Raw genomic sequence first — 23,020 nt, forward strand, 5'->3', positions numbered from 1 at the left:
GCTATTTAGCATTAGATTCTGTAAGCAGTTTTAGTCATCAATGTAGAAACAGCCTGCATGATTTTTTTGATTGGCTCCGGCAGAGGCTCTCCACCAGCAGAAATTGCCGCCCGACCATGCTCAATTTCATCCTCACGCATTTGGTCCACGATGGCGCGTGAACGATGATCCTGTTGGGGTAAATTGTGCAGGTGACTTTCTAGGTGATGTTCTACCTGTTTTTCGGTCTCAGCTACAAAGCCCAAGCTCCACTTATCACCCGCTAGGCCAGCCATGATACCGATCGCAAACGATCCGGCATACCAAATAGGGTTAAGGTAACTCGTATGCGAGCCCAGCTCTTTCAAGCGAATTTCACACCAAGCCAAATGATCCATCTCCTCTTGCGCAGAATCACTCAGCATTTGCTGAATTTCACCCTTACGAGCCACTAATTTTTGGGCTTGATACAGCGCTTGGGCACAAACTTCGCCTACATGATTTACCCGCATTAGCCCAGCAGCATGCTCTCGATCAGCAGTATCAAGTTGATCCACTGGATACCCATTTGATCCTGGCATAGGGCGATGGGCATGAGCTCCACCCACCATCGACCGAAGCGCAGTATCGAACTCCATAATGAGACGGTCAACAAAAGCCATAAATGATCGTACTCTTAGATTAAAACTTCTGCTTTTGAGCTTTGCTTCGTCTTTAGTCCAAGGTCAGCCAACAGCGCGCGGTCCTGCTCAGCCTCTGGATTACCGGTAGTAAGTAGTTGCTCACCATAGAAAATAGAGTTCGCTCCAGCCTGAAAACACATCGCTTGAACCGCCCTTCCCATCTCTTGGCGACCTGCGGATAAACGCACCCGGGCCCGCGGCATCGTAATCCGAGCTACCGCAATTGTTCTAATGAACTCCAAGGGATCTAGGGGTTTTTGGTGCTCTAGAGGTGTACCTGCGACAGGCACTAAATGATTGATAGGAACAGACTCAGGATAGGGGTTTAAGTTGGCAAGGCGCGCCAAAAAAGCTGCACGCTGCTCTCGTGTTTCACCCATCCCAACAATGCCACCGCAGCAGACTGACATACCCGCAGTGCGTACATTGGCTATCGTATCCAAACGATCTTGATAGCCTCGAGTTGAAATGACCGAGCGATAAAAGTCTTCACTTGTGTCTAAATTATGGTTATAAAAATCTAAACCCGCTTCCTGAAGCGCCTGAGCCTGATTGGCTTCTAGCATTCCTAGCGTGGCGCAGGTTTCCAGACCTAACGCTTTCACACCCTTAATCATGGCGGCTACTTTTTCGATATCCCGATCCTTAGGCTCGCGCCAGGCAGCGCCCATACAAAAACGATTAGAGCCCGCAGCCTTCGCAGCCCGCGCAGCATCTAACACCTCGTCTAAATCCATTAATTTATTGGCCTTAACATCTGTGTCATAGCGGGCAGCTTGTGGACAGTAGCTGCAATCCTCGGGGCATCCTCCCGTTTTAATAGAGAGTAAGGTCGCCAATTCGACATCGCCGTCAGGAAAACTCAATCGATGTACCTCTTGCGCCCGAAACATCAGATCGCTAAATGGCAATGCAAACAGAGCCTCGATCTGGGAAACACTCCAAGGCCCGGATGCATCAAGCTCTCGATACAAATCCGCCTTAGACTGCACTTGCGTAAGGGGTTTTTCAGCAATTTGAGTAGCTGGCATAGTTAAATTCCGGAAAATAGATCAATTTAGGCCTTAAACATAACAGATGCGGCCGCAAATTAGGAAAAACTAGTGTTCAAATACTAAATATGAAGGTTATTACCAACTCCCATCAAACGCCATTAGTGCAGCGTAGTCAGGATGCTGTTTGGCATCCCTGTACTCAAATGAAACACCACGAGTCATTTCCATTGATTGCTATCGCCAGAGGGAAGGGGGCATGGCTTTACGATGAAAAAGAAAACCCACTACTCGATTGCATTAGCTCTTGGTGGACCAATTTATTCGGGCACTCCAATCCTCGCATCAATCAAGCCATTGCCGATCAACTCGAAAAAATTGAACATGTCATGTTGGCAGGGTTCACTCATCCACCGGTAGTGGAGCTATCAGAAAAGTTAGCCGCTTTGACCAAGGGAAATCTAGGTCATGTTTTTTATGCGTCTGATGGCGCCTCTGCCGTAGAAATTGCTCTAAAGATGAGTCACCATTTTTGGCGACTCAATCATCGCCCTAACAAGAAAAAGTTTGTTTGTCTACAAAATGGCTATCACGGCGAAACACTGGGCGCACTAGCGGTAACAGATGTAGCAATCTTTCGCGATGCTTATGGCGCATTGTTACAAAGCGTATTCACCATACCATCGCCCGATGCCCGCAAAGCCGCTCAGGGTGAAAATGCTGATGACGTTGCGAGACATGCTGCAAACGAGTTAGAAAAACTGCTTGAAGTTGAACATCACAATATTGCCGCCATCATTGTTGAGCCTTTAGTGCAATGTGCTGGGCAGATGGCGATGCACTCACCTCAATACCTACGTATCGTCAGAGCCCTCTGTGATAAGTTTGATATCCATCTCATCGCTGATGAAATTGCAGTGGGCTGCGGACGTACTGGAAAATTCTTTGCCTGTGAGCACGCAGGCGTATGGCCAGACTTCTTAACATTATCCAAAGGAATTAGTGGCGGATATCTACCGCTATCTCTCTCGATGACTACTGACAAGATTTATCAAGCATTTTATGGAGACAAAACCCAACAAGGCTTTTTGCATTCGCACTCTTACACTGGAAATCCCCTCGCTTGTGCTGCTGCCTTAGCCTGTTTAGCAATTTTCGAAACAGAATCTGTTCTGCAAAATAATATTGAACGTAGCAGTGACCTTACCAAAGCATTTGCTTGGGCTAAAGAGGATGAACGCATCGAACATTGGCGCCAGCAGGGTATGATCCTTGCTTTTGATATCAAACCGCACCTCCTCCAAGGTCATTCAAATTTTGCCCGTGAGATGTTCTCTGCCAGCATTCAGGAGGGTATCTTGATTAGGCCTATTAGTAATACGATTTATGTCATGCCACCCTATATTTTGTCTCAAGCAGAAACAATCCAGATGGGTAAATCAGTTCACAGCGCTTTAAATCGGACGCTGGCATGAGTCAGACATTTAATGCACTACAGATGGCCGAAGATCATATTATTGATCTTGATTCAAAATTACTAAAGCGCAAGCTTCGCTCCACAAAGTCAGCCTGCGATACCAAAGTTACCATTGATGATCGTCAACTTAAAGCTTTTTGCAGCAATGATTATCTAGGCTTAGCAAACCACCCGAGTCTAGTCGAGGCTCTAGCAGAGGGGGCGCAGAAATATGGTGTCGGCAGTGGTGCATCCCACCTCATTAGCGGCCATAGCATCGCTCACGATTTACTAGAGAAAAAATTGGCCTCTTTTCAGAGTCAGCACATTCCTAATGTACGTGCACTTTTTTTTAGTACCGGCTATCTTGCAAATATGGCCGCTATTACCGGTCTCGCTCGACTTGCTGCTTCTGGTGATGTCAGTATTTATTCAGCAACACTCAATCATGCCTCACTCATTGATGGTATCCGCCTCGCTAGTGCACAAACAAAAGCAACTGTGGCCATTTTTGATCATCAAAATCTGGATGCGCTAGACGCAATGCTCGATCAGGATAGACGCTCTCTCAAAATGATTGTGCTTGACGGCGTCTTTAGTATGGATGGAGATATTGCGCCAGTGAGCAAGCTCATTGAAATCGCCAACCAACATGATGCGCTTCTATCGATTGATGATGCCCATGGTTTTGGGGCTCTTGGCCAGCACGGGCATGGCATTCTTGAGCAGTTCAATGTTCATTCAGAACGCATTATTTATATTGGTACGCTCGGAAAGGCGGCCGGCGTGAGTGGCGCTTTTGTTTGTGCCACCGCTCCATTTATCGAATGGCTGATTCAAAAGGGTCGCCCGTATATTTACAGCACTGCGACACCGCCCGCCATTGCGCATACCGTCTTAAAAAGTCTTGAGCTGATTGAAGGTCCAGAGGGAATACGTCGTCGTCAACAGTTAAATCAACTGATTACCGTTTGGCACCAAGAGATGCACTTTTCTCATTGGGAAAAAATACCCTCATGCACCGCTATTCAACCGATTATTCTCGGTAGCAATGCCAATGCTTTGGCAGCAGCAAAGTTACTAGATGAGGCGGGTTATTGGATTCCAGCGATTCGTCCACCAACCGTCCCTGTCGGCAGCGCTCGTCTAAGAGTGACCTTTTCCGCCAACCACCGTATTGAGGATCTATCTGAGCTGATCCACACCTTAAACGTGATCGAACAAAAAGTTAGCAAGGACTCTCAATCTTGAACTCCTCCATGAACCTATCAACTGGTTTTTTCATTGCCGGCACAGATACTGAGATTGGTAAAACCTTAGTAGCAGGCGCTCTTATTGTGAAGTTAAAGGAAGTTGGTCAAACAACCGTTGGTTTCAAGCCAGTAGCTGCAGGCACCTATGTTGGTTCCGATGGTCAACAATGTAATGAAGATGTGGAAACATTAAGGGTAGCCTCAGGCTTGGATTCACAAAACTACGTGCTTTGTCCTTATGTCCTAGACGAGCCGGCGGCCCCACATTTAGTAGCCGAGAAACAGAATATTCGCCTAGATTGTGCTGTCATTCTTGATGCCTTAGGAGTGCTCACGGCTGAGTTTGACGCTGTCGTAGTTGAAGGCGCCGGTGGTTTTTTAGTACCCCTTAACAGCCAAGAAGATTTAGGTGATTTGGCCCAAGCCATCGATTTGCCAGTCATTCTGGTGGTCGGAATGCGTTTAGGCTGTATTAATCACGCATTACTTACTTGTGAAGCTATTCAATCTAGACAACTCAGTATTGCGGGATGGGTTGCAAATACCCTTGCTGAAGAAATGCCATTTTTAGAAGAAAACATACAGACCTTGAAAGATCGAATCTTTGCACCCTTTCTAGGCATTATTCCCAGCCTTCCAAAAACACTGCAAAAGCAGGCGAATAGCCCCTACTCCGTGGATGCCTTACATTTTGCTGCGCAGTATATAAGGCTACCCTAGTAAATTCGGATAAGATAAAGCTATGCGATTACTTCCAGAAATTATCGAATCCGTAGCAGCGATTCAAGAAATCCGACGCAATATTCATGCCCATCCCGAACTGCGTTTTGAAGAAAATCGCACCTCTGACTTAGTTGCAGAAGCACTTTCTAGCTGGGGAATTACGGTATTTCGTGGACTCGGAAAAACCGGCGTCGTTGGTAAGCTTGAAGGTGACTTAGGTAGCGGAAAGATGGTTGGATTACGTGCCGACATGGATGCCCTGCCACTACAAGAACATAATGCCTTTGAGCATACCTCGAAGAATCCCGGCAAGATGCATGCTTGTGGTCATGATGGTCATACCGCCATGCTCTTGGGTGCCGCACAATATCTCTCAAATCACCGTGACTTCAAGGGTACTGTGATTTTCATCTTTCAACCAGCAGAGGAGGGCGGTGCTGGTGCTCAAGCGATGATTCAAGACGGTCTTTTTGAACAATTTCCATGTGACGCAGTCTTTGGTTTGCACAATTGGCCTGGACTTGCTGAGGGCCACTTTGGGGTCACCTCAGGACCCATGATGGCCTCTAGTAATAGCTTTGAAATTACGATTAGAGGCAAAGGAGGGCATGCCGCCCTTCCACACAATAGTGCAGATCCGTTGCTTGCTGGGACCCAGGTGGTGCAAGCCCTACAAAGCATCATTACACGCAATAAACGCCCTATCGATGCCGCTGTTTTATCGGTGACGCAATTTAATGCGGGCAAGACTAATAATGTCATCCCTGATAGCGCTTTTATCGGCGGTACCGTTCGCACCTTTACACTAGAAGTGCTCGATCTGATTGAGCAAAGGCTTAAAGAAATTTCTCACAATATTGCTAGCGCTTTTGATTGCCAGGCTGAGATCGGTTTTATAAGAAGCTATCCACCGCTCATAAACCATGATCCAGAAGTGCAATTTGCAAGTGAGGTCATGGTCGAATTAGTGGGCCCTCAACATGTCAATACATCGATCGATCCAACTATGGGTGCAGAAGATTTTGCATTTATGTTGCTAGAAAAACCTGGTTGCTATGTGTTTCTAGGGAACGGTGATGGAGACCACCGCTCCGTTGGTCATGGCATGGGCCCATGCCATCTTCACAATCCCTCTTATGATTTTAATGATGCCCTGATTCCAGTTGGTGTGAGCTACTGGGTTAAGCTAGCTCAACGTTACTTAGCGAAAGAGGCGCTCTAAGTAACGAGTATTTTTAAGAGTTCGTAAATTTAGCTGGGCGCTTTTCTATGAACGCTGCCATCCCTTCTTTTTGATCGTTTGTAGCAAAACAAGCATGAAATAAGCGACGCTCAAAACGAATACCTTCAGATAAGGTAGTTTCATAAGCCGCGTTGATAGATTCCTTAACCATCATCGCCGTGATCAAAGGCATATCAGCAATTGTTTTTGCAATTGCTTTTACTTCTACTATTAAATCGGCTTGCGGGAAAATACGTGCAACCAAACCAGCACGTTCCGCTTCGACAGCATCCATCATGCGTCCAGTCAGAGCAAGATCCATCGCCTTGGCCTTTGACACTGCACGTGTGAGACGCTGCGTGCCACCAGCGCCAGGAATAATGCCTAACTTTACTTCTGGCTGTGCAAATTTTGCGTTATCGGCAGCCATGATGGTGTCGCACATCATCGCTAATTCGCATCCGCCACCAAGAGCGTAACCAGATACTGCCGCAATCACCGGCTTGCGAACCCGCTTAATTTGTTCCCAGTTGCGTGAAATAAAATCGCCGCGATACACATCCTGAAATCCATGCTTTGCCATCGCTGCAATATCAGCACCAGCAGCAAATGCTTTTTCACTACCCGTCACAATGATGCAGCCGATACCGTCATCCGCATCAAAGCCTAACATCGCCGCACCTAGTTCATCCATCAACTCATCGTTAAGGGCATTCAAAACCTGAGGGCGATTTAAAGTAATGATGGCAACCTTGCCTTCTACTTCAGTCAATATGGTGTTGTAGCTCATGTATCTCTTTCCAATAGGTACTCATTTAACGTGGTAACAATAACCACATCTTGCCATCCTGTTTCATGCGCCCAGCCAATTCGCCAGCAGCATCTCCAGAACCCCAATAGTAGTCTGCCCTCACCCCACCCACAATAGCCTTACCAGTATCTTGCGCCATAACGAGTTTCTGTAAAGCTTGCTTACTTAATGGTCTTGTCGTACTTAAGAAGACGGGCGCACCTAGCGGCAGCGCTCTTAAGTCTACGGCAATACTGCGCTCGCTCGTGAGCGGCACGCCCAGTGCACCAATGGGCCCCAGATCAGCACTCACCTTACCAGGAAGCTCTTTAAAGAAAACAAATCTGGGGTTGGCATTGAGCATCTCTTCAACTCGACCGGGGTTTCGCTTAGCCCATGCTGAAATACCCTGCATGGTTGCCTCACTACGGGTGATTTCCTTACGATCCAGCAACCACTGTGCAAAAGACTTAAAGGGCTGATCATTAGTCCCGGCGTAACCTAAACGCAGCACACGGCCATCATCCAAGCGAATTTTTCCAGATCCTTGAATTTGCATAAAAGCGGCCTCCACAGGATCTTTTACCCAAGCAATTTCAGAACCACGCAAGATTCCTGAGCTCATCAATTCTGAGCGGGGTGGTGCAGGACTAGGCTTTGAACTTTTCCACGAATGGGGGTAAGCATAGAGCGGGACAGGGTAAGTGGCAGTTCGGGTCTGAGAACCATTCAACACTGGCTCGTAATAACCAGTAACCAAACCTGTCTCATTTCCATTGGCGCTATTACGTATCTCGTAGGCCTGAAAGTTCGCCTCAAAATACTGACGGATTGCGTCATCATCCCGTGCAGAAATATTGCTCGCTTGCATGCAAACTGGACGCCAATTAATCTCGCTATTACGCTTTCGTAAGGCTTCACAGCTCTTAAGCCAGGCGGGCCAAGCGGCGGAGAGGTCATCTTGCTGCCAGCCAGGTAAGGCTTGCCATGACACCGCCTGAAATTGAGCGATAGGAGAGTTATAAGCGGCTGGGGAGCTACTACCTGCGCGGGAATATCCGGGTCCTCGCGTAGGAGGACTCATGCAGCCGATGATCATACTAACAAGGGCGATAGCGAATACACTTCGAGCTAGGGTTTGCTTACTCCAGGCAAAATCTGTTTTATTACTCAATAATTTGGATATAAAAATCATGATTGCCAATGTACTCGATGAATACCCAATGATCCTATTTGTCTTAGAAGGTGGCCTGGCTTTAGCATTACTACTCTTCATTGTCCTTTGGACCGGTAAGGGCAAAAAATAGCCTTTCTAGGGTATTAATGCAAGGTTCTAGGCATAACTAGAGCAAATTCTAAGATAGGGGCCTGGAAAAACTGGGCCTCTTCAGTAACGCAAAAGTACTCACCCCGCATTGTTCCCGCTGGCGTTGGCAAAGTAGCCCAGCTGGTGTATTCAAATTGCTCGCCAGGCCTCAGAAGCGGTTGCTGCCCTACAACGCCCAGCCCGCGGACCTCTTTTACGTCATTATCGCCATCCGTAATGAACCAATGGCGACCAATGAGTTGAACGTTAGCTGTGCCAGCATTCCGTATGGTGACAGTGTAAGCAAAGGCAAATTGCCTATTTTCAGGGTCAGACTGTTCCGGTAGGTACTGAGTTTTGACCGTAATCGTGATTTCGTGAGGATTCATGCTCGAATTCTGCGCTATCCCGAAGCCAACTGCAAGCTAGAATCTAGGTATGGATATCCAGAAATCACCCTCAAATACCCAATTTGTTATTGCCCCCTCTATTTTGTCAGCTGACTTTGCCTGCCTTGGTAAAGAAGTTCAAGACGTTCTTTTAGCGGGTGCAGACTGGATTCACTTTGATGTGATGGATAACCACTACGTTCCCAACCTCACAATTGGGCCGTTGGTATGTGAGGCAATTCGGCCGCATGCTACAAAAGATGGCAAACCAGCCATGATTGATGTGCACTTGATGGTTGAGCCGGTAGACCGTCTTGTTCCCGATTTTGCTAAAGCCGGGGCAAACCTGATTAGTTTTCATCCCGAGGCAAGTCCGCATGTCAATCGCACATTGAATTTGATTCGCGACCAAGGCTGTCAAGCTGGACTAGTCTTCAACCCTGCCACCCCCCTTGACCATCTAGATCACACCTTAGATTTACTAGATTTAGTTCTCCTGATGTCTGTAAACCCGGGCTTCGGTGGGCAATCTTTTATTCCCAGCACGCTCAACAAAATCACTCAAGTACGTGCTCGCTTAGATCGCTACCAAGCAGAGACTGGGCGATATATTCGTCTAGAAGTTGATGGTGGCATTAAAGTCGACAACATCGCTCAGGTCGCCAAAGCAGGTGCTGATACCTTTGTTGCTGGCTCCGCAATCTTTGGGAATAAAAGTTATGGCACTGTAATTGATGCCATGCGCACCGAGCTAGCGAACTCAGGAATCGCGTAATGCAACATGAAGAATTTTTAGCCCTTGCAAAGCAGGGCTTCAATCGCATCCCCTTAGTAAAAGAAGTGTTAGCCGATTTAGAAACACCACTGTCTCTTTACGTCAAGCTGACACAAGCCTTCGGCCAAAAGAATACCTATCTTCTAGAATCTGTTTTAGGTGGAGAACGCTTTGGCCGCTTTTCTTTTATTGGACTACCAGCTAAAACGATTTTAAGAACGATCGGCACACCAGATGCCCCAGTTACCGAGGTCTTGCTCAATGAACAAGTCATCGAAACGAATCATGACAATCCTTTAGATTTTGTAGATGCTTTTTTCAAACGCTTTAAGGTTGCCGTTCAACCTGGCTTACCCCGCTTCTGTGGAGGTCTAGCCGGTTATTTTGGATATGATACGGTTCGCTATATTGAATCTCGCTTAGCCAAGCACCAGCTTCCTGACGAATTAGGTGTGCCCGATATTCAGCTAATGCTGACAGAAGAGCTAGCAGTCATTGATAACGTCGCGGGTCGTATTTATCTCATCGTTTATGCCGATCCTGATGTTGCTGATAGCTTTAATCAGGGCCAAGCTAGATTAAAAGAAATATTAGCCTGCTTAAGCAAACCGGTGACTATACCCGCCTCACTACCTAGCACTAAAACAGAATTAATTCGTCGATTCAAAGCAGCTGACTACGAGCGCGCCGTACTAAAAACCAAAGAATACATTTTGGCTGGTGATTGCATGCAAGTTGTCATTGGCCAACGGATTAGTAAGCCATTCACTGATTCGCCTTTGGCTTTATATAGAGCATTGCGCTCCTTAAATCCATCGCCTTATATGTACTTTTATGATTTTGGTGAAATGCAGATTGTGGGTTCATCCCCAGAAATACTGGTACGCCAAGAAAATCGTGAAGGTGAAAAAATAGTGACCATTCGGCCGCTAGCAGGCACACGCCCACGCGGCACCTCACCCGAAGAGGATGATCGGCTAGCCAAAGAGTTGCTTGCCGATCCTAAAGAAATTGCGGAGCACGTCATGCTCATTGACTTAGCGCGCAACGATGTAGGCCGCATTGCTAAAACGGGAACTGTCAGACTGACGGATTCTATGTCAATCGAAAAATATTCTCATGTGCAGCATATTGTCAGCTCAGTAGAAGGTGAATTGCTGGACAATATGAGCAATATGGATGTTTTACGCGCCACCTTCCCTGCTGGAACTTTATCTGGCGCACCTAAAATTCGGGCGATGGAAATTATTGATGAAATGGAAGTAGTAAAACGTGGAGTCTATGGTGGTGCTGTGGGTTACCTCTCCTTTTCTGGCGACATGGATGTCGCAATTGCGATTCGTACTGGCGTTATCCAAAATGGTATGTTGCACTCTCAAGCAGGTGCGGGCGTTGTTGCTGACTCCGACCCTACTGCTGAGTGGAAAGAAACTGAGGCCAAAGCGCGTGCCGTATTAATGGCGGCCGATTTAGTGCAAGGAGGACTCGATGCTCCTCATGATTGATAACTATGACTCGTTTACCTACAATCTAGTGCAATATTTTGCAGAATTAGGCGAGGAAGTTAAAGTGTTTCGTAACGATGAGATTAGCGTTGAAGAAATCGCTAATATCAATCCTGCGCGTATTTGTATTTCCCCTGGACCATGCAGTCCAACAGAAGCGGGTATCTCCGTAGAAACAATTAAGCGTTATGCGGGGCATATTCCTATTCTAGGAGTTTGTCTTGGGCATCAAGCTATAGGCGAGGCTTTTGGTGGCAAGATTATTCGCGCCCAAAAAGTAATGCACGGTAAGACAGATGATATTCACCATAGTGGCGTTGGTGTATTTATGAACCTTCCAAGCCCATTTAAAGTAACTCGCTATCACTCCCTAGCCATTGAGAAAAGTTCCTTGCCAGAGGTACTGGAAATTACTGCCACCTCCTCAGATGGAGAAATCATGGGTGTACGCCATCGTGAGCTCGCAGTGGAAGGTGTGCAATTTCATCCAGAGTCTATTCTTTCTGAGCATGGCCACGCCCTACTCAAGAATTTTTTGCAAACGAAATAACTATGCCCATTAGCCCGCAACAAGCATTGCAACGCTGCATTGAGCATCACGAGCTTTCTCATGATGAAATGACGGCAATGATGCGCCTGATAATGAGCGGTGAAATACCACCGGCATTAGTGGCCGGCTTATTAATTGCCCTACGTACCAAGCAAGAAACCGTTGGTGAAATTACGGCTGCTGCTCAGGTGATGCGCGAATTTGCTACCCCAGTACACGTTGAGGATAGCGCCAACTTAGTAGATGTCGTTGGTACCGGCGGTGATGGTGCGCATACCTTTAATATTTCTACAGCAGCGATGTTTGTCGCCGCTGCTGCAGGCGCAAAGATTGCTAAGCATGGTAATCGCAGTGTTAGCAGCAAATCTGGCAGCGCTGACATTTTGGAATCACTGGGGGTTAACCTGACGCTCTCGCCAGTACAAGTAGCGCAATGTATTGCTCAAACTGGGGCAGGCTTTATGTTTGCACCCAACCACCACCCAGCCATGAAAAATGTTGCGCCGATTCGTAAAGACTTAGGTGTGCGCACTATTTTTAATATTTTAGGGCCGCTTACCAATCCCGCGGATGCCAAGCGTATCTTGATGGGGGTATTTCATGCAGACTTGGTTGGTATTCAGATTCGGGTATTGAAAGCCCTGGGAATGGATCATGCGCTAGTGGTTTATGGTCTCGACGGTTTAGATGAAATCTCACTTGAGGGCCCCACTTTGGTGGGCGAACTCAAGGATGGTCTTGTACGTGAATATGAAATTCATCCGCAAGACTTTGGCCTAAGTACTGCGTTAACCAATAGCTTCAAAGTTAGCAATGCAGCAGAATCTAAAGCCATTGTCTTAGATGTGCTCAACAAGATACCTGGACCAGCAAGCGATATTGTTTGTCTCAATGCAGGAGCAGTGCTGTATGTTGCCGGTATCGCCCCCAGCATTGCTAGTGGTATTGAAATAGCGAGAGCTACTATTGCCTCTGGTGCAGCACGCCAAAAACTGGATCAATTTGTTGTAGCTACCCAAAAATAATTAAAGATTCTCATGAGTGATATTCTCGAAAAAATTGTTGCCACTAAAAAAGTAGAAGTTGCTGCTGACTCACAAAAGATATCGCTTGCTAACCAGCGTGAGCAGGCCGAAGAAAATAACCGTGACGAGACTCTGAAGCCTCGTGGCTTTATTCATTCAATCAATCAGAAAATAGCCTCAGGCAAAGCGGGAGTCATTGCGGAAATTAAAAAAGCAAGCCCTAGTAAGGGCATCTTACGTGAGCATTTTCATCCAGCAGAAATTGCACAGTCGTATGCCAATAACGGAGCTGCCTGCTTATCAGTTCTGACGGATAGGAATTACTTTCAAGGCGCGAACGCTTATTTACAATCTGCAAGAGCGGCGTGTAGCATCCCCGTTTTACGTAAAGACTTCACGATTGATTCTTATCAAATTTATGAAGCCAGAGCACTAGGTGCAGATGCTATTTTATTAATAGTGGCCTGCCTAGAACGCAATCAAATGCAGGAACTGGAAGCCTGCGCCCATGAGCTTGGCTTAGATGTGCTTGTGGAGGTACATAGTGCCCCTGAATTAGAGCAAGCCCTAGATCTGAAAACCCCACTACTCGGAATCAACAATCGTAATTTAAAAACTTTTGAAGTGACATTACAAACCACCTTGTCATTACTGTCGATGGTTCCCGCAGGTAAAACGATCGTGACAGAATCAGGAATTATGAATCGTGCGGATGTCCAATTAATGCGCAATCATCATATCAATGCCTTTTTGGTAGGTGAGGCATTGATGCGCGCTACTGATCCTGGGGTCGCGCTAGGTGAGTTATTTAATTAAACGGTTGATTTGGGTCTTACTAGATTTAAACCATATTTAATCACCGCGATCAATAAAATAGTTCCAAGGATATCGCCTACAAACATCACTATGAAGTGGTTAAAAGTACCGGCATCATCAAACCCCCGAATAGAAAACCACCACTGATGTAGGCTGGCACTTACTAAAGAAAAAATCAAAATACAGCCAGCTAATTTAGGTAGGTTGAAATTGCTCATATCGGGTGCAACTTGAATATTATTTAGTACAAATATTCTAGCCATGTAAGGCGCAAATCCTGAAATCAAGCCAATTCCAATACAGCTTGTGAGATCTGGTGGGTTCTCGCCCGTGTGGGTAATCAAAAACGAGCTGAGCATAATTCCCAGTGCTCCAGGCAAACCAAAGACTAAGGTCAAAAACAACCTTAACCCCGCGGGCAGGTAAATCCAGTTCACTCCAGAACTGTAAGACAAATGCTGTGTAAGCCAAGAATTAAGATAAAACAATGCACCATAGGCAAACAAGCTAATGCAGACTCCGGTGAGCCACTCTGGTAATAATTTTGTCATTACTGTCAGTATGGATTAATTCATTCGGCTTACCGATGGATTTCCTGAGGATAAGGGTTTACACTATATAATCTAAGTTAATGACCTAAATCAATTTTCTTTACCGCTAGGCCTTTTAGTATTCACCCTCATGAATAAACCAAAATTATCATATCTTCGTTTCCTTAATTTTCTCGATGCCTTGGATCGCATGAATCCTGGCAAAAGTTTAGACAGCATTGAGCAAGAATTGCTCAATAAAATTGTTTTAGGATTTCATGCTCAACAATTGCTGTTAGTGGGTGACCTGATTTCATTGTCTGAGCTAGGCTCACAAGCCACTCTCCACGGGCGCCTGAAAAATCTGAGTGCTATGGGTTACATCAAGATGGTAAGCAATGATGATGGTCGCAAAAAAGAGGTACTTCCTTCCAAAATAGCCTTAAAGCGCTATGAAGAAATCTCTAAATGCCTAGAAAAGGCTGTTAAAGCAGCTTAATTTGGATCTATTCTTCCCCCTACTGTTGGGGAATAAAACTAAAAAAGCCCTAGATTAAGGGCTTTTTATGTTTGATCGCTAGTGGATTTAGACGTTAAACAGGAAGTTCAATACATCACCATCTTTAACGACATACTCTTTACCTTCAGCGCGCATCTTACCCGCCTCTTTGGCGCCAGACTCTCCCTTGAACTGGATGAAATCTTCATAAGCAATCGTTTGCGCACGAATAAACCCCCGCTCAAAGTCCGTATGAATCACTCCAGCAGCCTGAGGTCCGGTATCTCCTTTGTGAATAGTCCACGCCCGAACTTCTTTTACGCCAGCGGTAAAGTAAGTCTGCAAACCTAATAGGTCATATCCCGCCCGAATCACGCGATCTAAGCCTGGCTCTTGCATGCCAAGGTCAGCTAAAAACTCCACTTTGTCAGCATCGTCCAAGTCGGCGATTTCAGCCTCAATAGCGGCGCATACTGCTACTACTGGTGCGCCTTCTTTGGCAGCATGCTCTTTTACAGCATCAAGGTGTGGGTTATTTGTAAAGCCATCTTCTTTGACATTGGCAACATACATGGCAGGTTTTGCAGTAATGAGGCAAAGCGGCTTTAATAGAAGGTGTTCGTCTTCCGTCAAATCCATACTGCGTACAGGTAGCGCTTGATCAAGATGGGCCTGAACCTTAGTCAACACAGCAACCAGGGCAGCCGCATCTTTATCGTTACCAGACTTGGCAGCTTTACTAGAGCGATTGAGTGTTTTTTCAACGGTAGCAAGGTCAGATAAGGCTAGCTCAGTGTCAATAACCCCAATATCGGCGATCGGATCAATCTTGCCTGCGACGTGAATGATGTTCGCGTCTTCAAAGCAACGCACAACATGGGTAATAGCATCGGTTTCCCGAATGTTGGCTAAGAATTGGTTGCCAAGCCCCTCGCCTTTGGAGGCACCGGCCACCAAGCCCGCAATATCGACGAACTCGACTGCAGCAGGCAATATTCGCTCAGGCTTGACTATCTCAGCCAAAGCGGCCAGACGGGGGTCAGGAACCTCTACTACGCCTACATTAGGCTCGATCGTGCAGAAAGGATAGTTTTCCGCCGCGATCCCAGCCTTGGTAAGCGCGTTAAAGAGGGTAGATTTGCCGACGTTAGGCAGGCCGACGATGCCACATTTTAAAGACATGACGCTATTGTAAAGGGCTACTTTCGATATCATCGAGATATGTCAGAAGCGCGCCAAAATATTCCTAGTGAATTACCCAAAAAAACTGCCCAATTGAGGGCGGTTGATGTTGCCGTAGTGGGAGGTGGCATTGTCGGCAAGGCATGCGCGCTGGGTTTAGCACGGCTAGGCCTTCAAACCATTCAGATAGCGCCTGACCTTGGGTCTGCCGTTCCTGAACCTCATGGTGATCAATGGGGTCAACGCATTTATGCCTTTTCACCAGGCACCCAAAAATTACTATCCTATTTACAGCTCTGGGACGCACTCGATCACCGACGCCTACAGGCAGTAAGAGATATGAAAATTTTTGGTGATCGCGGCGATAAGCAAGATCAACTGCATCTTTCCGCTTTTGAGGCAGGTGTACCCCAGCTTGCTTGGATTGGGGAAGCCAACTTAATTGAGCACACATTAGATCAGGCATCGCGCTTTCAAAATAAATTAGAGCGCGTGAATTCATCCGTAGAGAAGCTAGCAATCCTTTCTCATGGGGTGGACTTACACCTTGCGAATGGCTCTGAAGTTCATGCAAAGCTGCTGATTGCAGCCGATGGATCAAACTCACCCATGCGAAATGAATTAGGTATTTCGATTAGTGAAGAAAGCTATTCGCAAAATGCGGTAGTAGCCAACTGGACTTGCACACGTGCCCACCTTGAAACTGCCTACCAATGGTTCTTACCCGGCGGCGATATTGTTGCCATGCTGCCCCTACCAAACAAACAAGTCTCAATGGTGTGGTCTACCTCTACTGAAAACGCAAATCATCTTTTAACGCTAGATCAAACAGCTTGGACTGAGGCGTTTTCCAATATTGCTCAGGGTGCGCTCGTAGCGCAGTTGGGCGTCTTGACGCTGCACTCGAAAGTAGCCACCTTTCCACTCAAGAAAATGAAGGCCGATCGATTTATTGGGCCAGCAGAAAATCCGCAGGTAGTACTCATCGGTGATGCTGCTCATGTGATCCATCCACTTGCAGGACAAGGCTTAAATTTAGGCTTGAGAGATGTAGCAAGCCTGCTGCAGATTATTGGTGAAAGAGAATCCTTTCGGTTGCTAAATGATCAGGTGTTGTTGCGTCGATATGAGCGACAACGTCAAGGCGATACTAGCGCGCTCTTGTGGGTAACCGATAAACTCAAAAAATTATTCTCGGCCAGCAGTGCGACAGAGCGTCAATTACGCAACTGGGGTCTAGGCATGGTGAATCGCAGTCACTTTATAAAACGGCGTCTGATTGAACGCGCCCTTGGAGATATTAATCTTGAATAAACTATTTTTTAACCTTGCTGCTGTATGTGCACTCCTCCTTTCAGTGGGGCCTCTACAGGCACAGTCTGAGCAACAGATTAAGTCTGAGCTTCAAAAAAAGATTGGCGCCAACACCAAGATTAAGAGCGTGAGCGCCTCACCTATTAGCGGCATCTATGAGGTCATGGTTGGTAACGATGTGTTTTATACCGATACCAACGCTAAATACCTCATTCAAGGTGAAATTATTGAACTTGCTAGCGGCAAAAATATTACCGAGCAAAGACAGGCTGATCTGAATCGAATTAAGTGGTCTGAGCTGTCTCCAGCCAATGCCTTAAAAGCCGTCAAAGGAAATGGGACTCGGCAACTCGCCGTGTTTTCAGATCCCAATTGCGGCTATTGCAAGCGCCTAGAAAAATCCTTACAGCAACTAGATAACGTCACGATCTATACCTATTTGATTCCGATTCTATCAGCCGACTCTGCACAGAAGTCTAAGCAAATTTGGTGCTCTGCAGATCCACAAAAAACCTATGTTGACTGGATGATTAATGGCATCGCACCTAGCGGCAAGAGCGACTGCACAACCCCCTTAGACAAAAATACGGCTTTTGCAAAAACCTATGGCATCACAGGCACACCCACCCTTTTCTTTACTGATGGTAGTCGCTTTCCAGGTGCAGTACAAATTGCAGATATTGAAAAGAAATTTAGTAGTTTGAAGTAACTGATGATGAAAACCCCTCACCCCTCAGATTGGCCCGCTATTCAATATACGATTTGGTCAGCCGATCTAAATGGCCACCGCTTTCATGTCAAGCTTCGTATTGACAACCCACTTCCTAGCGGGCAGATCGTCCAAATGCCAAGCTGGATTCCAGGAAGCTATTTAATTCGGGACTTTAGTAAACACATTGAAACAATTCAAGCCTATGTTGCTGACAAGCCAAATCAACCGTTAACACTTGAACGAATCGATAATGATCAGTGGCGCTTACCTAATGTAGTTGGACCTGTTGATATTCTGACTACGGTATATGCATTTGATTCTTCCGTTCGCACTGCTTATCTAGGTACTGATCGCGCCTTTATCAATGCTAGTAGTTTGTGTTTATCTGTGAAGGGTCAAGAGCTATTACCTTGCGCCCTAGTCCTAATACCACCTCAAGATGCATCTGCTGATGATTGGACAGTGCAGACGAGTTTGCGCGCAGCCAAGGTTGACAGCCAAGGCTATGGCTTTTATCTTGCCAAAAATTATGATGATTTGCTGGATCATCCGATTGCTCTGGGCGTGTTTCAGATTGCGCATTGGAAATCCAATGGCGTTTCCCACAGCATGGCGATTCAGGGATGTATCCATGAAGTGGATTTAGCGCGATTGGCAATAGATCTACAAGCTATCTGTACGTGCACCATTGATCTTTTTGAGCCCGCAACGAAACAGGCTCCGTTTGAGAATTACCTGTTTCTAGTCAATGCGGTACTTGCCGGCTATGGCGGGCTTGAACATCGCGATAGCACTGCCCTGCTTTGTCGACGGGATCAGATCCCACAGATCCACACACCCTTAGATGAAACTGCTTATCGTGAGTTCCTCGGTCTATGTAGTCATGAATATTTCCATGCCTGGCTTGTTAAGCGCATTCAAGCTAAAGCCTTTCAACCCTACCAACTTCATCGCAGAAACCATACGCGCCTGCTTTGGTTATTTGAAGGCTTTACGAGTTACTACGATGATCTACAGCTATTACGTAGTAAACGGATTGATCTAAAGACCTATCTTAAGCTCGTTGCCAATCATTGGAATGGCGTTCTGCGAGGCCCCGGAAGACATAAGCAAAGTTTGGCTGACAGCTCTTTTGATGCCTGGACGAAGTACTACCAAGCAGATGAAAACACGCCCAACGCAGTAGTGAGCTACTACGGCAAAGGGGCACTGCTTGCCCTAGGTCTGGATCTTCAAATTCGGATGTTTACCCTGAACGAACTTTCACTGGATGATTTGATGCGCCTCATTTGGCAACGTCATGGCCTCACCATGAATGGCATTGCAGAGGATGGTCTTAATGACTTGATGATGGAATTATTGGGTCCTGGTTTTCATAAAACCTGGAGCGCATTTAAAGCCCGCTATATTTTTGGCGTTGAAGATATTCCGCTACAGAAATGGTTTGACCAAAACTATATTTCAGTTCAAACAAAAGCATATACCAAGCTAGAGAAAATTAAACTTCAGTTGGGTATGCGTCATGTCGATTCAAATGGCTGGCTCAAGATATCCCATGTGCTTGATGGCGGTGCAGCGCAACTAGCTGGACTTGCCCCTGGAGATTTGCTTGCCAGCATCAATGGGGAACGCATCACTGCAGCACGCCTAGATATAATTTTATCTAGCCTTGTAAGCAAACAAGTCATCACCATCAGCTTTTATAGGGATGATCTAGAGCATCAATGCATGACTACATTAGAAGAGAATCAAATGCCGGCACAATATGCATTAACTGCAGCGCATTAATGACGGCATTTTCTCCTACAGATATTCCTGAAGATTGGCGTAGTCTATTAGGTGATTACTTTGAGTCTGCCCAATGGCAAACTCTACAAAGTAAGCTTCAAGCAGAAATTGATTTGGAAGGTAGCCTGATTAGGCCAGAGCCCCAGAATTTCTTCAAAGCCTTATCGCTGACTGCCCTTTCTAATGTCAAGGTGGTGATTCTGGGCCAAGATCCCTACCATTCACCAGGCCTTGCTCAAGGCCTAGCCTTTTCTGTTCCTGGCCATATCCCCCTCAACTCTCGCCAATTCCCAAGCTCTCTTCGCAATATTCGCAAAGCATTGGCTTTAGAGGGCTTTGGTGCTCTTGCTAGCGGAGATTTGCATGACTGGGCAAAGCAAGGTGTACTCCTGCTCAATACAGCGCTGAGCGTCAAATTAGGCGAAGCAGGAAGCCACGCAAACCTAGGCTGGAAATCGCTCATTGATCGACTGATTGCTGAGTTGGTCAAGTACCAACCAAATCTTGTCTGGATGCTGTGGGGTGGACATGCCCAGTCCAAGCTAGCCCTCATTGAATCGGGGTCTCAGCAGCTCATCCTGCAGTCCTCCCACCCCTCAGGACTGGGGGTATATAAAACCGATCAGCCATTCTTACAGCCTGATGGAAAAGCCAGTTGTGGGCACTTTAAGAAAGCCAATACATGGTTAACAGAACATGGTCTGAGCCCAATATGCTGGGTAAACCAATCTGGAGAGGATCTCTTTGCATCAGATCAAGGCTCGCTGTTTAGCTAGGTACTTATTAGGCACTTAGTTAGATACTTAGTTAGATACTTAGTTTGCTACCTAGCAATCACCGCATAAAGGTAGCCTGACGCACTAGCAGCCACAATGGCACTGAGCCATTCCAGCATTTGTCCGGATTGGAAGAATCCGGCCCACTGCCCTGCGAAAGAGCTGGCGAAAGCCGCTAGGAAACCGATCAGAGCTGCCCAAAGGCACTTTTGACGCGATAGTTTGAGTGGTTTGAGTGATTGGGGACCTGGATAAGACACCCAGGCAAATAAGCCGGATACGCTGCCGATTAGTAAAAAAGCCAAAAACCCCATTGCAACCCCCATTAATAGCGCATCAATTCTATAATCACACAATGAAGTTGTTGACACTTGGCATCAATCATCACACAGCGCCGATTGCTATTCGAGAAAAAGTGGCCTTTGCCCCTGAATTTCTTCAAGAAGCGTTGCACGATCTTCGCCAACATCTGGTTGGCGCGAATCAGGCTGGGCTGCCAGAAGCCACTATTTTATCTACCTGCAATCGTACGGAAATTTACTGCGCCGCAAATGACGCCAATGCAGCTAGCTTATTACATGAAGCCACCTTTGACTGGCTAGCCAAAACCCAACAGTTAGCGGCAAGCAGCTTACAACCCCACGTGTATGCGCTGCCCCAGTCTGATGCCGTGCGACATGCCTTCAGAGTAGCTTGTGGACTAGATTCGATGGTGATTGGAGAGACCCAAATTTTAGGTCAGATGAAGGATGCTGTGCGCACCGCCAATGATGCAGGCGTCCTTGGAACCTATCTCAACCAACTTTTTCAAAAGACATTTGCAGTCGCTAAAGAAGTACGTAGCTCTACAGAGATTGGCGTCCACTCGGTGTCGATGGCAGCCGCATCAGTGCGACTTACAGAGCGGATCTTTGAAACCATTGCAGACCAACGCGTACTCTTTATTGGTGCCGGAGAAATGATCGCTCTATGTGCAACCCATTTTGCTGCGCGCAAACCAAAGGTAATAGCAATTGCTAACCGAACAACCGAGCGCGGTCAAGAATTAGCGGATGCTATAGCCAATCAGGACATCAACACAGAGGCCTTGAAATTATCCGATCTTCCTAGTCGACTGCATGAATTTGATGTCATTGTTTCTAGTACTGCATCATCTTTACCAATTATTGGTTTAGGCATGGTTGAGAGTGCGCTTAAGCAACGCCGCCATAAGCCTATGGTCATGATCGATTTAGCAGTGCCGCGTGATATTGAATCAGAGATTTCTCGTTTAAATGATGTGTATCTCTACACCGTAGATGACCTTGGCGTCATGATTCAAACAGGTGCTTCTTTGCGCCATGCTGCAGTAAGTCAAGCCGAAGCGATTATTGAAGATCGTGTTGGAAACTTTATGCACTGGATGCAGGGTCGTAAAACCGTTCCATTGATTCAGGATATTCAACAACAGGGTGAACATCTCAGACAGCTTGAGCTCGATCGCGCTATGAAACGCTTGATGCGGGGTGATGACCCTCAAGAAGTGCTCAACGCAATGGCGCAAGGCTTAACTAATAAGTTTTTACATGGCTCCCTACATGCTTTGCAACACTCTCATGGTGCCGAGCGTGATGCACTCATTAAATTACTACCCAAATTATTTTCCTCACACACTAAGCCAGAAGATCATTAGATGAAGCCTAGCATGCGGGCTAAGTTAGATCATCTAGATACGCGCTTAGCCGAACTCAACTCCCTGTTAACTACTCAAGAGTCTACGAAAGATATGGATCAATATCGTAAGCTCACGCGTGAGCATGCAGATATTGCCACCGTGGTTGAGCAGTTCGGTTTATATAAACAGGCTGAGTCAGATGCTCAGGCAGCCGAGGAAATGCGTAAAGATCCTGATATGAAGGACTTTGCTGATGAGGAGCAAAAGCAAGCACAGGCGACGATGGAGGTGCTAGCAGAAACATTGCAAAAACTATTGCTTCCCAAAGACGTGAATGATGAGCGTAATGTGTTTTTGGAGATCCGAGCTGGTACTGGCGGTGATGAGAGTGCTCTGTTTGCGAGTGATCTATATCGGATGTACACCCGCTTTGCAGAGCGCCAAGGCTGGAAAGTAGAAATTGTGAATGCTGCTGAATCCGATTTAGGTGGCTACAAGGAAGTAGTCCTACGCCTAGTTGGTCAATCGGTCTACTCCCGCCTCAAGTTTGAATCTGGCGGTCATCGCGTGCAGCGAGTTCCCCAAACTGAGACTCAGGGACGTATTCATACCTCGGCGTGCACAGTTGCAGTGATGCCAGAAGCTGATGAATTAGAAGCCGTCAAAATCAACCCCGCTGAACTACGCGTTGATACTTTTCGCGCTTCTGGGGCAGGTGGTCAGCATATTAATAAAACAGATTCTGCAGTCCGTATTACGCACTTACCCACGGGCACTGTGGTGGAGTGTCAGGATGATCGTAGTCAACATCGCAACCGCGAACAGGCTATGAAAGTATTGGTTTCTCGAATCATGGATGCCCGTGAACGAGAAAAACATCAACTCGAAGCGCAAACCCGTAAGTCTTTAGTAGGCTCTGGCGATAGAAGTGATCGTATTCGGACGTATAACTTCCCGCAGGGTCGGATTACAGATCATCGAATTAATCTCACGCTCTACAAAATTGACTCCATGATGGATGGCGACTTGGACGATCTATGTAATGCCCTTGCTTCTGAGCATCAAGCGGAACTACTGGCGGCACTAGGCGATCATTAACGA

25 protein-coding genes are annotated in these 23,020 nt (G+C 46.6%); 17 read left to right on the top strand and 8 right to left on the bottom strand.

Going from position 1 to position 23,020, the window contains the following annotated elements; translation table 11 throughout:
• Window positions 1-11: 11 nt before the first annotated feature.
• Together coq7 and bioB are read right to left on the bottom strand one after the other, a co-directional pair.
• The gene (gene coq7 / locus B0G85_RS05215) at window positions 12-641 is read right to left on the bottom strand and encodes a 2-polyprenyl-3-methyl-6-methoxy-1,4-benzoquinone monooxygenase (RefSeq protein ID WP_100379395.1); all 630 of its coding nucleotides are present in this window, start codon (window positions 639-641) and stop codon (window positions 12-14) included.
• 14 nt (window positions 642-655) lie between these two features.
• Window positions 656-1,693, bottom strand: coding sequence for a biotin synthase BioB (gene bioB / locus B0G85_RS05220; RefSeq protein WP_100379396.1), 1,038 nt, complete (start codon window positions 1,691-1,693; stop codon window positions 656-658).
• 89 nt (window positions 1,694-1,782) lie between these two features.
• On the opposite strand from bioB, the gene bioA reads away from it, so the two are divergent.
• From bioA to B0G85_RS05240, 4 genes are read left to right on the top strand one after another with little or no spacing between them, the layout of a single operon-like run.
• Window positions 1,783-3,129, top strand: a complete 1,347-nt coding sequence (bioA, locus tag B0G85_RS05225) for an adenosylmethionine--8-amino-7-oxononanoate transaminase (protein WP_100379397.1) — start codon at window positions 1,783-1,785, stop codon at window positions 3,127-3,129.
• Window positions 3,126-4,361 carry an aminotransferase class I/II-fold pyridoxal phosphate-dependent enzyme gene (locus B0G85_RS05230; protein WP_100379398.1) on the top strand — a complete coding sequence of 412 codons (1,236 nt, stop codon included), beginning with the start codon at window positions 3,126-3,128 and terminating at the stop codon, window positions 4,359-4,361. Before bioA ends, B0G85_RS05230 begins: the two co-directional genes overlap by 4 nt.
• Before the next feature lie 8 nt (window positions 4,362-4,369).
• On the top strand, window positions 4,370-5,083 hold the full coding sequence (gene bioD / locus B0G85_RS05235) for a dethiobiotin synthase (protein WP_100379399.1): 714 nt from the start codon (window positions 4,370-4,372) through the stop codon (window positions 5,081-5,083).
• A 22-nt stretch (window positions 5,084-5,105) separates the two neighbouring features.
• Window positions 5,106-6,308 carry a M20 aminoacylase family protein gene (locus tag B0G85_RS05240; RefSeq protein WP_100379400.1) on the top strand — a complete coding sequence of 401 codons (1,203 nt, stop codon included), beginning with the start codon at window positions 5,106-5,108 and terminating at the stop codon, window positions 6,306-6,308.
• 13 nt (window positions 6,309-6,321) lie between these two features.
• On the opposite strand, the gene B0G85_RS05245 is transcribed toward B0G85_RS05240, so the two are convergent.
• Window positions 6,322-7,098, bottom strand: a complete 777-nt coding sequence (locus tag B0G85_RS05245; RefSeq protein ID WP_100379401.1) for an enoyl-CoA hydratase — start codon at window positions 7,096-7,098, stop codon at window positions 6,322-6,324.
• 25 nt (window positions 7,099-7,123) lie between these two features.
• The gene (gene mltA / locus B0G85_RS05250; protein WP_232725954.1) at window positions 7,124-8,182 is read right to left on the bottom strand and encodes a murein transglycosylase A; all 1,059 of its coding nucleotides are present in this window, start codon (window positions 8,180-8,182) and stop codon (window positions 7,124-7,126) included.
• Between mltA and B0G85_RS10385 the strand changes: the two genes are divergently transcribed.
• Window positions 8,181-8,405 carry a hypothetical protein gene (locus tag B0G85_RS10385; protein WP_232725969.1) on the top strand — a complete coding sequence of 75 codons (225 nt, stop codon included), beginning with the start codon at window positions 8,181-8,183 and terminating at the stop codon, window positions 8,403-8,405. The genes mltA and B0G85_RS10385 overlap by 2 nt on opposite strands.
• A gap of 13 nt (window positions 8,406-8,418) precedes the next feature.
• On the opposite strand, the gene apaG is transcribed toward B0G85_RS10385, so the two are convergent.
• Complete coding sequence (gene apaG, locus B0G85_RS05255) at window positions 8,419-8,793, bottom strand: Co2+/Mg2+ efflux facilitator ApaG/CorD (protein WP_100379403.1); 375 nt, start codon at window positions 8,791-8,793, stop codon at window positions 8,419-8,421.
• Window positions 8,794-8,842: 49 nt separating this feature from the next.
• On the opposite strand from apaG, the gene rpe reads away from it, so the two are divergent.
• From rpe to trpC, 5 genes are read left to right on the top strand one after another with little or no spacing between them, the layout of a single operon-like run.
• Window positions 8,843-9,568: a ribulose-phosphate 3-epimerase gene (gene rpe / locus B0G85_RS05260; RefSeq protein WP_100379404.1), complete on the top strand. Its 726-nt coding sequence runs from the start codon at window positions 8,843-8,845 to the stop codon at window positions 9,566-9,568.
• Window positions 9,568-11,073 carry an anthranilate synthase component I gene (gene trpE / locus B0G85_RS05265; protein WP_100379405.1) on the top strand — a complete coding sequence of 502 codons (1,506 nt, stop codon included), beginning with the start codon at window positions 9,568-9,570 and terminating at the stop codon, window positions 11,071-11,073. The genes rpe and trpE overlap by 1 nt, the downstream gene beginning before the upstream one ends.
• On the top strand, window positions 11,057-11,623 hold the full coding sequence (locus B0G85_RS05270) for an anthranilate synthase component II (RefSeq protein ID WP_100379406.1): 567 nt from the start codon (window positions 11,057-11,059) through the stop codon (window positions 11,621-11,623). The genes trpE and B0G85_RS05270 overlap by 17 nt, the downstream gene beginning before the upstream one ends.
• Before the next feature lie 2 nt (window positions 11,624-11,625).
• A complete protein-coding gene (gene trpD / locus B0G85_RS05275) occupies window positions 11,626-12,648 on the top strand; it encodes an anthranilate phosphoribosyltransferase (RefSeq protein WP_100379407.1) in 1,023 nt (340 codons plus the stop codon).
• A gap of 12 nt (window positions 12,649-12,660) precedes the next feature.
• Entirely contained in the window at window positions 12,661-13,464 is an 804-nt protein-coding gene (trpC, locus tag B0G85_RS05280; protein WP_100379408.1) for an indole-3-glycerol phosphate synthase TrpC, read from the top strand.
• Here the strand turns inward: trpC and B0G85_RS05285 are convergent.
• On the bottom strand, window positions 13,461-14,015 hold the full coding sequence (locus B0G85_RS05285) for a hypothetical protein (RefSeq protein WP_100379409.1): 555 nt from the start codon (window positions 14,013-14,015) through the stop codon (window positions 13,461-13,463). The genes trpC and B0G85_RS05285 overlap by 4 nt on opposite strands.
• Window positions 14,016-14,145: 130 nt before the next feature.
• Here B0G85_RS05285 and B0G85_RS05290 point away from each other — a divergent pair, with 130 nt between their 5' ends.
• The gene (locus tag B0G85_RS05290) at window positions 14,146-14,493 is read left to right on the top strand and encodes a hypothetical protein (protein WP_100379410.1); all 348 of its coding nucleotides are present in this window, start codon (window positions 14,146-14,148) and stop codon (window positions 14,491-14,493) included.
• Between the two features lie 87 nt (window positions 14,494-14,580).
• On the opposite strand, the gene ychF is transcribed toward B0G85_RS05290, so the two are convergent.
• Window positions 14,581-15,675, bottom strand: a complete 1,095-nt coding sequence (gene ychF / locus B0G85_RS05295) for a redox-regulated ATPase YchF (RefSeq protein WP_100379411.1) — start codon at window positions 15,673-15,675, stop codon at window positions 14,581-14,583.
• A gap of 39 nt (window positions 15,676-15,714) precedes the next feature.
• Between ychF and B0G85_RS05300 the strand changes: the two genes are divergently transcribed.
• The 4 genes from B0G85_RS05300 to B0G85_RS05315 are packed head-to-tail and all read left to right on the top strand — an operon-like array spanning window position 15,715 to window position 20,265.
• Window positions 15,715-16,989, top strand: a complete 1,275-nt coding sequence (locus B0G85_RS05300; RefSeq protein ID WP_100379412.1) for an FAD-dependent monooxygenase — start codon at window positions 15,715-15,717, stop codon at window positions 16,987-16,989.
• Window positions 16,982-17,698 carry a DsbC family protein gene (locus B0G85_RS05305; protein WP_100379413.1) on the top strand — a complete coding sequence of 239 codons (717 nt, stop codon included), beginning with the start codon at window positions 16,982-16,984 and terminating at the stop codon, window positions 17,696-17,698. Before B0G85_RS05300 ends, B0G85_RS05305 begins: the two co-directional genes overlap by 8 nt.
• A gap of 3 nt (window positions 17,699-17,701) precedes the next feature.
• Window positions 17,702-19,489 (top strand): M61 family metallopeptidase, encoded by a 1,788-nt coding sequence (locus B0G85_RS05310; protein ID WP_232725955.1) that lies wholly within the window; start codon window positions 17,702-17,704, stop codon window positions 19,487-19,489.
• Window positions 19,489-20,265, top strand: a complete 777-nt coding sequence (locus B0G85_RS05315) for a uracil-DNA glycosylase (RefSeq protein ID WP_100379414.1) — start codon at window positions 19,489-19,491, stop codon at window positions 20,263-20,265. The genes B0G85_RS05310 and B0G85_RS05315 overlap by 1 nt, the downstream gene beginning before the upstream one ends.
• Before the next feature lie 47 nt (window positions 20,266-20,312).
• Here B0G85_RS05315 and B0G85_RS05320 read toward each other — a convergent pair whose 3' ends face one another.
• Window positions 20,313-20,591 carry a hypothetical protein gene (locus tag B0G85_RS05320; protein WP_232725956.1) on the bottom strand — a complete coding sequence of 93 codons (279 nt, stop codon included), beginning with the start codon at window positions 20,589-20,591 and terminating at the stop codon, window positions 20,313-20,315.
• 29 nt (window positions 20,592-20,620) lie between these two features.
• Between B0G85_RS05320 and hemA the strand changes: the two genes are divergently transcribed.
• Window positions 20,621-21,937: a glutamyl-tRNA reductase gene (gene hemA / locus B0G85_RS05325; protein WP_100379416.1), complete on the top strand. Its 1,317-nt coding sequence runs from the start codon at window positions 20,621-20,623 to the stop codon at window positions 21,935-21,937.
• Window positions 21,938-23,017 carry a peptide chain release factor 1 gene (gene prfA, locus B0G85_RS05330; RefSeq protein WP_100379417.1) on the top strand — a complete coding sequence of 360 codons (1,080 nt, stop codon included), beginning with the start codon at window positions 21,938-21,940 and terminating at the stop codon, window positions 23,015-23,017.
• Window positions 23,018-23,020 lie beyond the last annotated feature (3 nt).

Source organism: Polynucleobacter brandtiae (assembly GCF_002797575.1).
In the GTDB taxonomy this organism is placed as follows: Bacteria; Pseudomonadota; Gammaproteobacteria; order Burkholderiales; family Burkholderiaceae; genus Polynucleobacter; species Polynucleobacter brandtiae.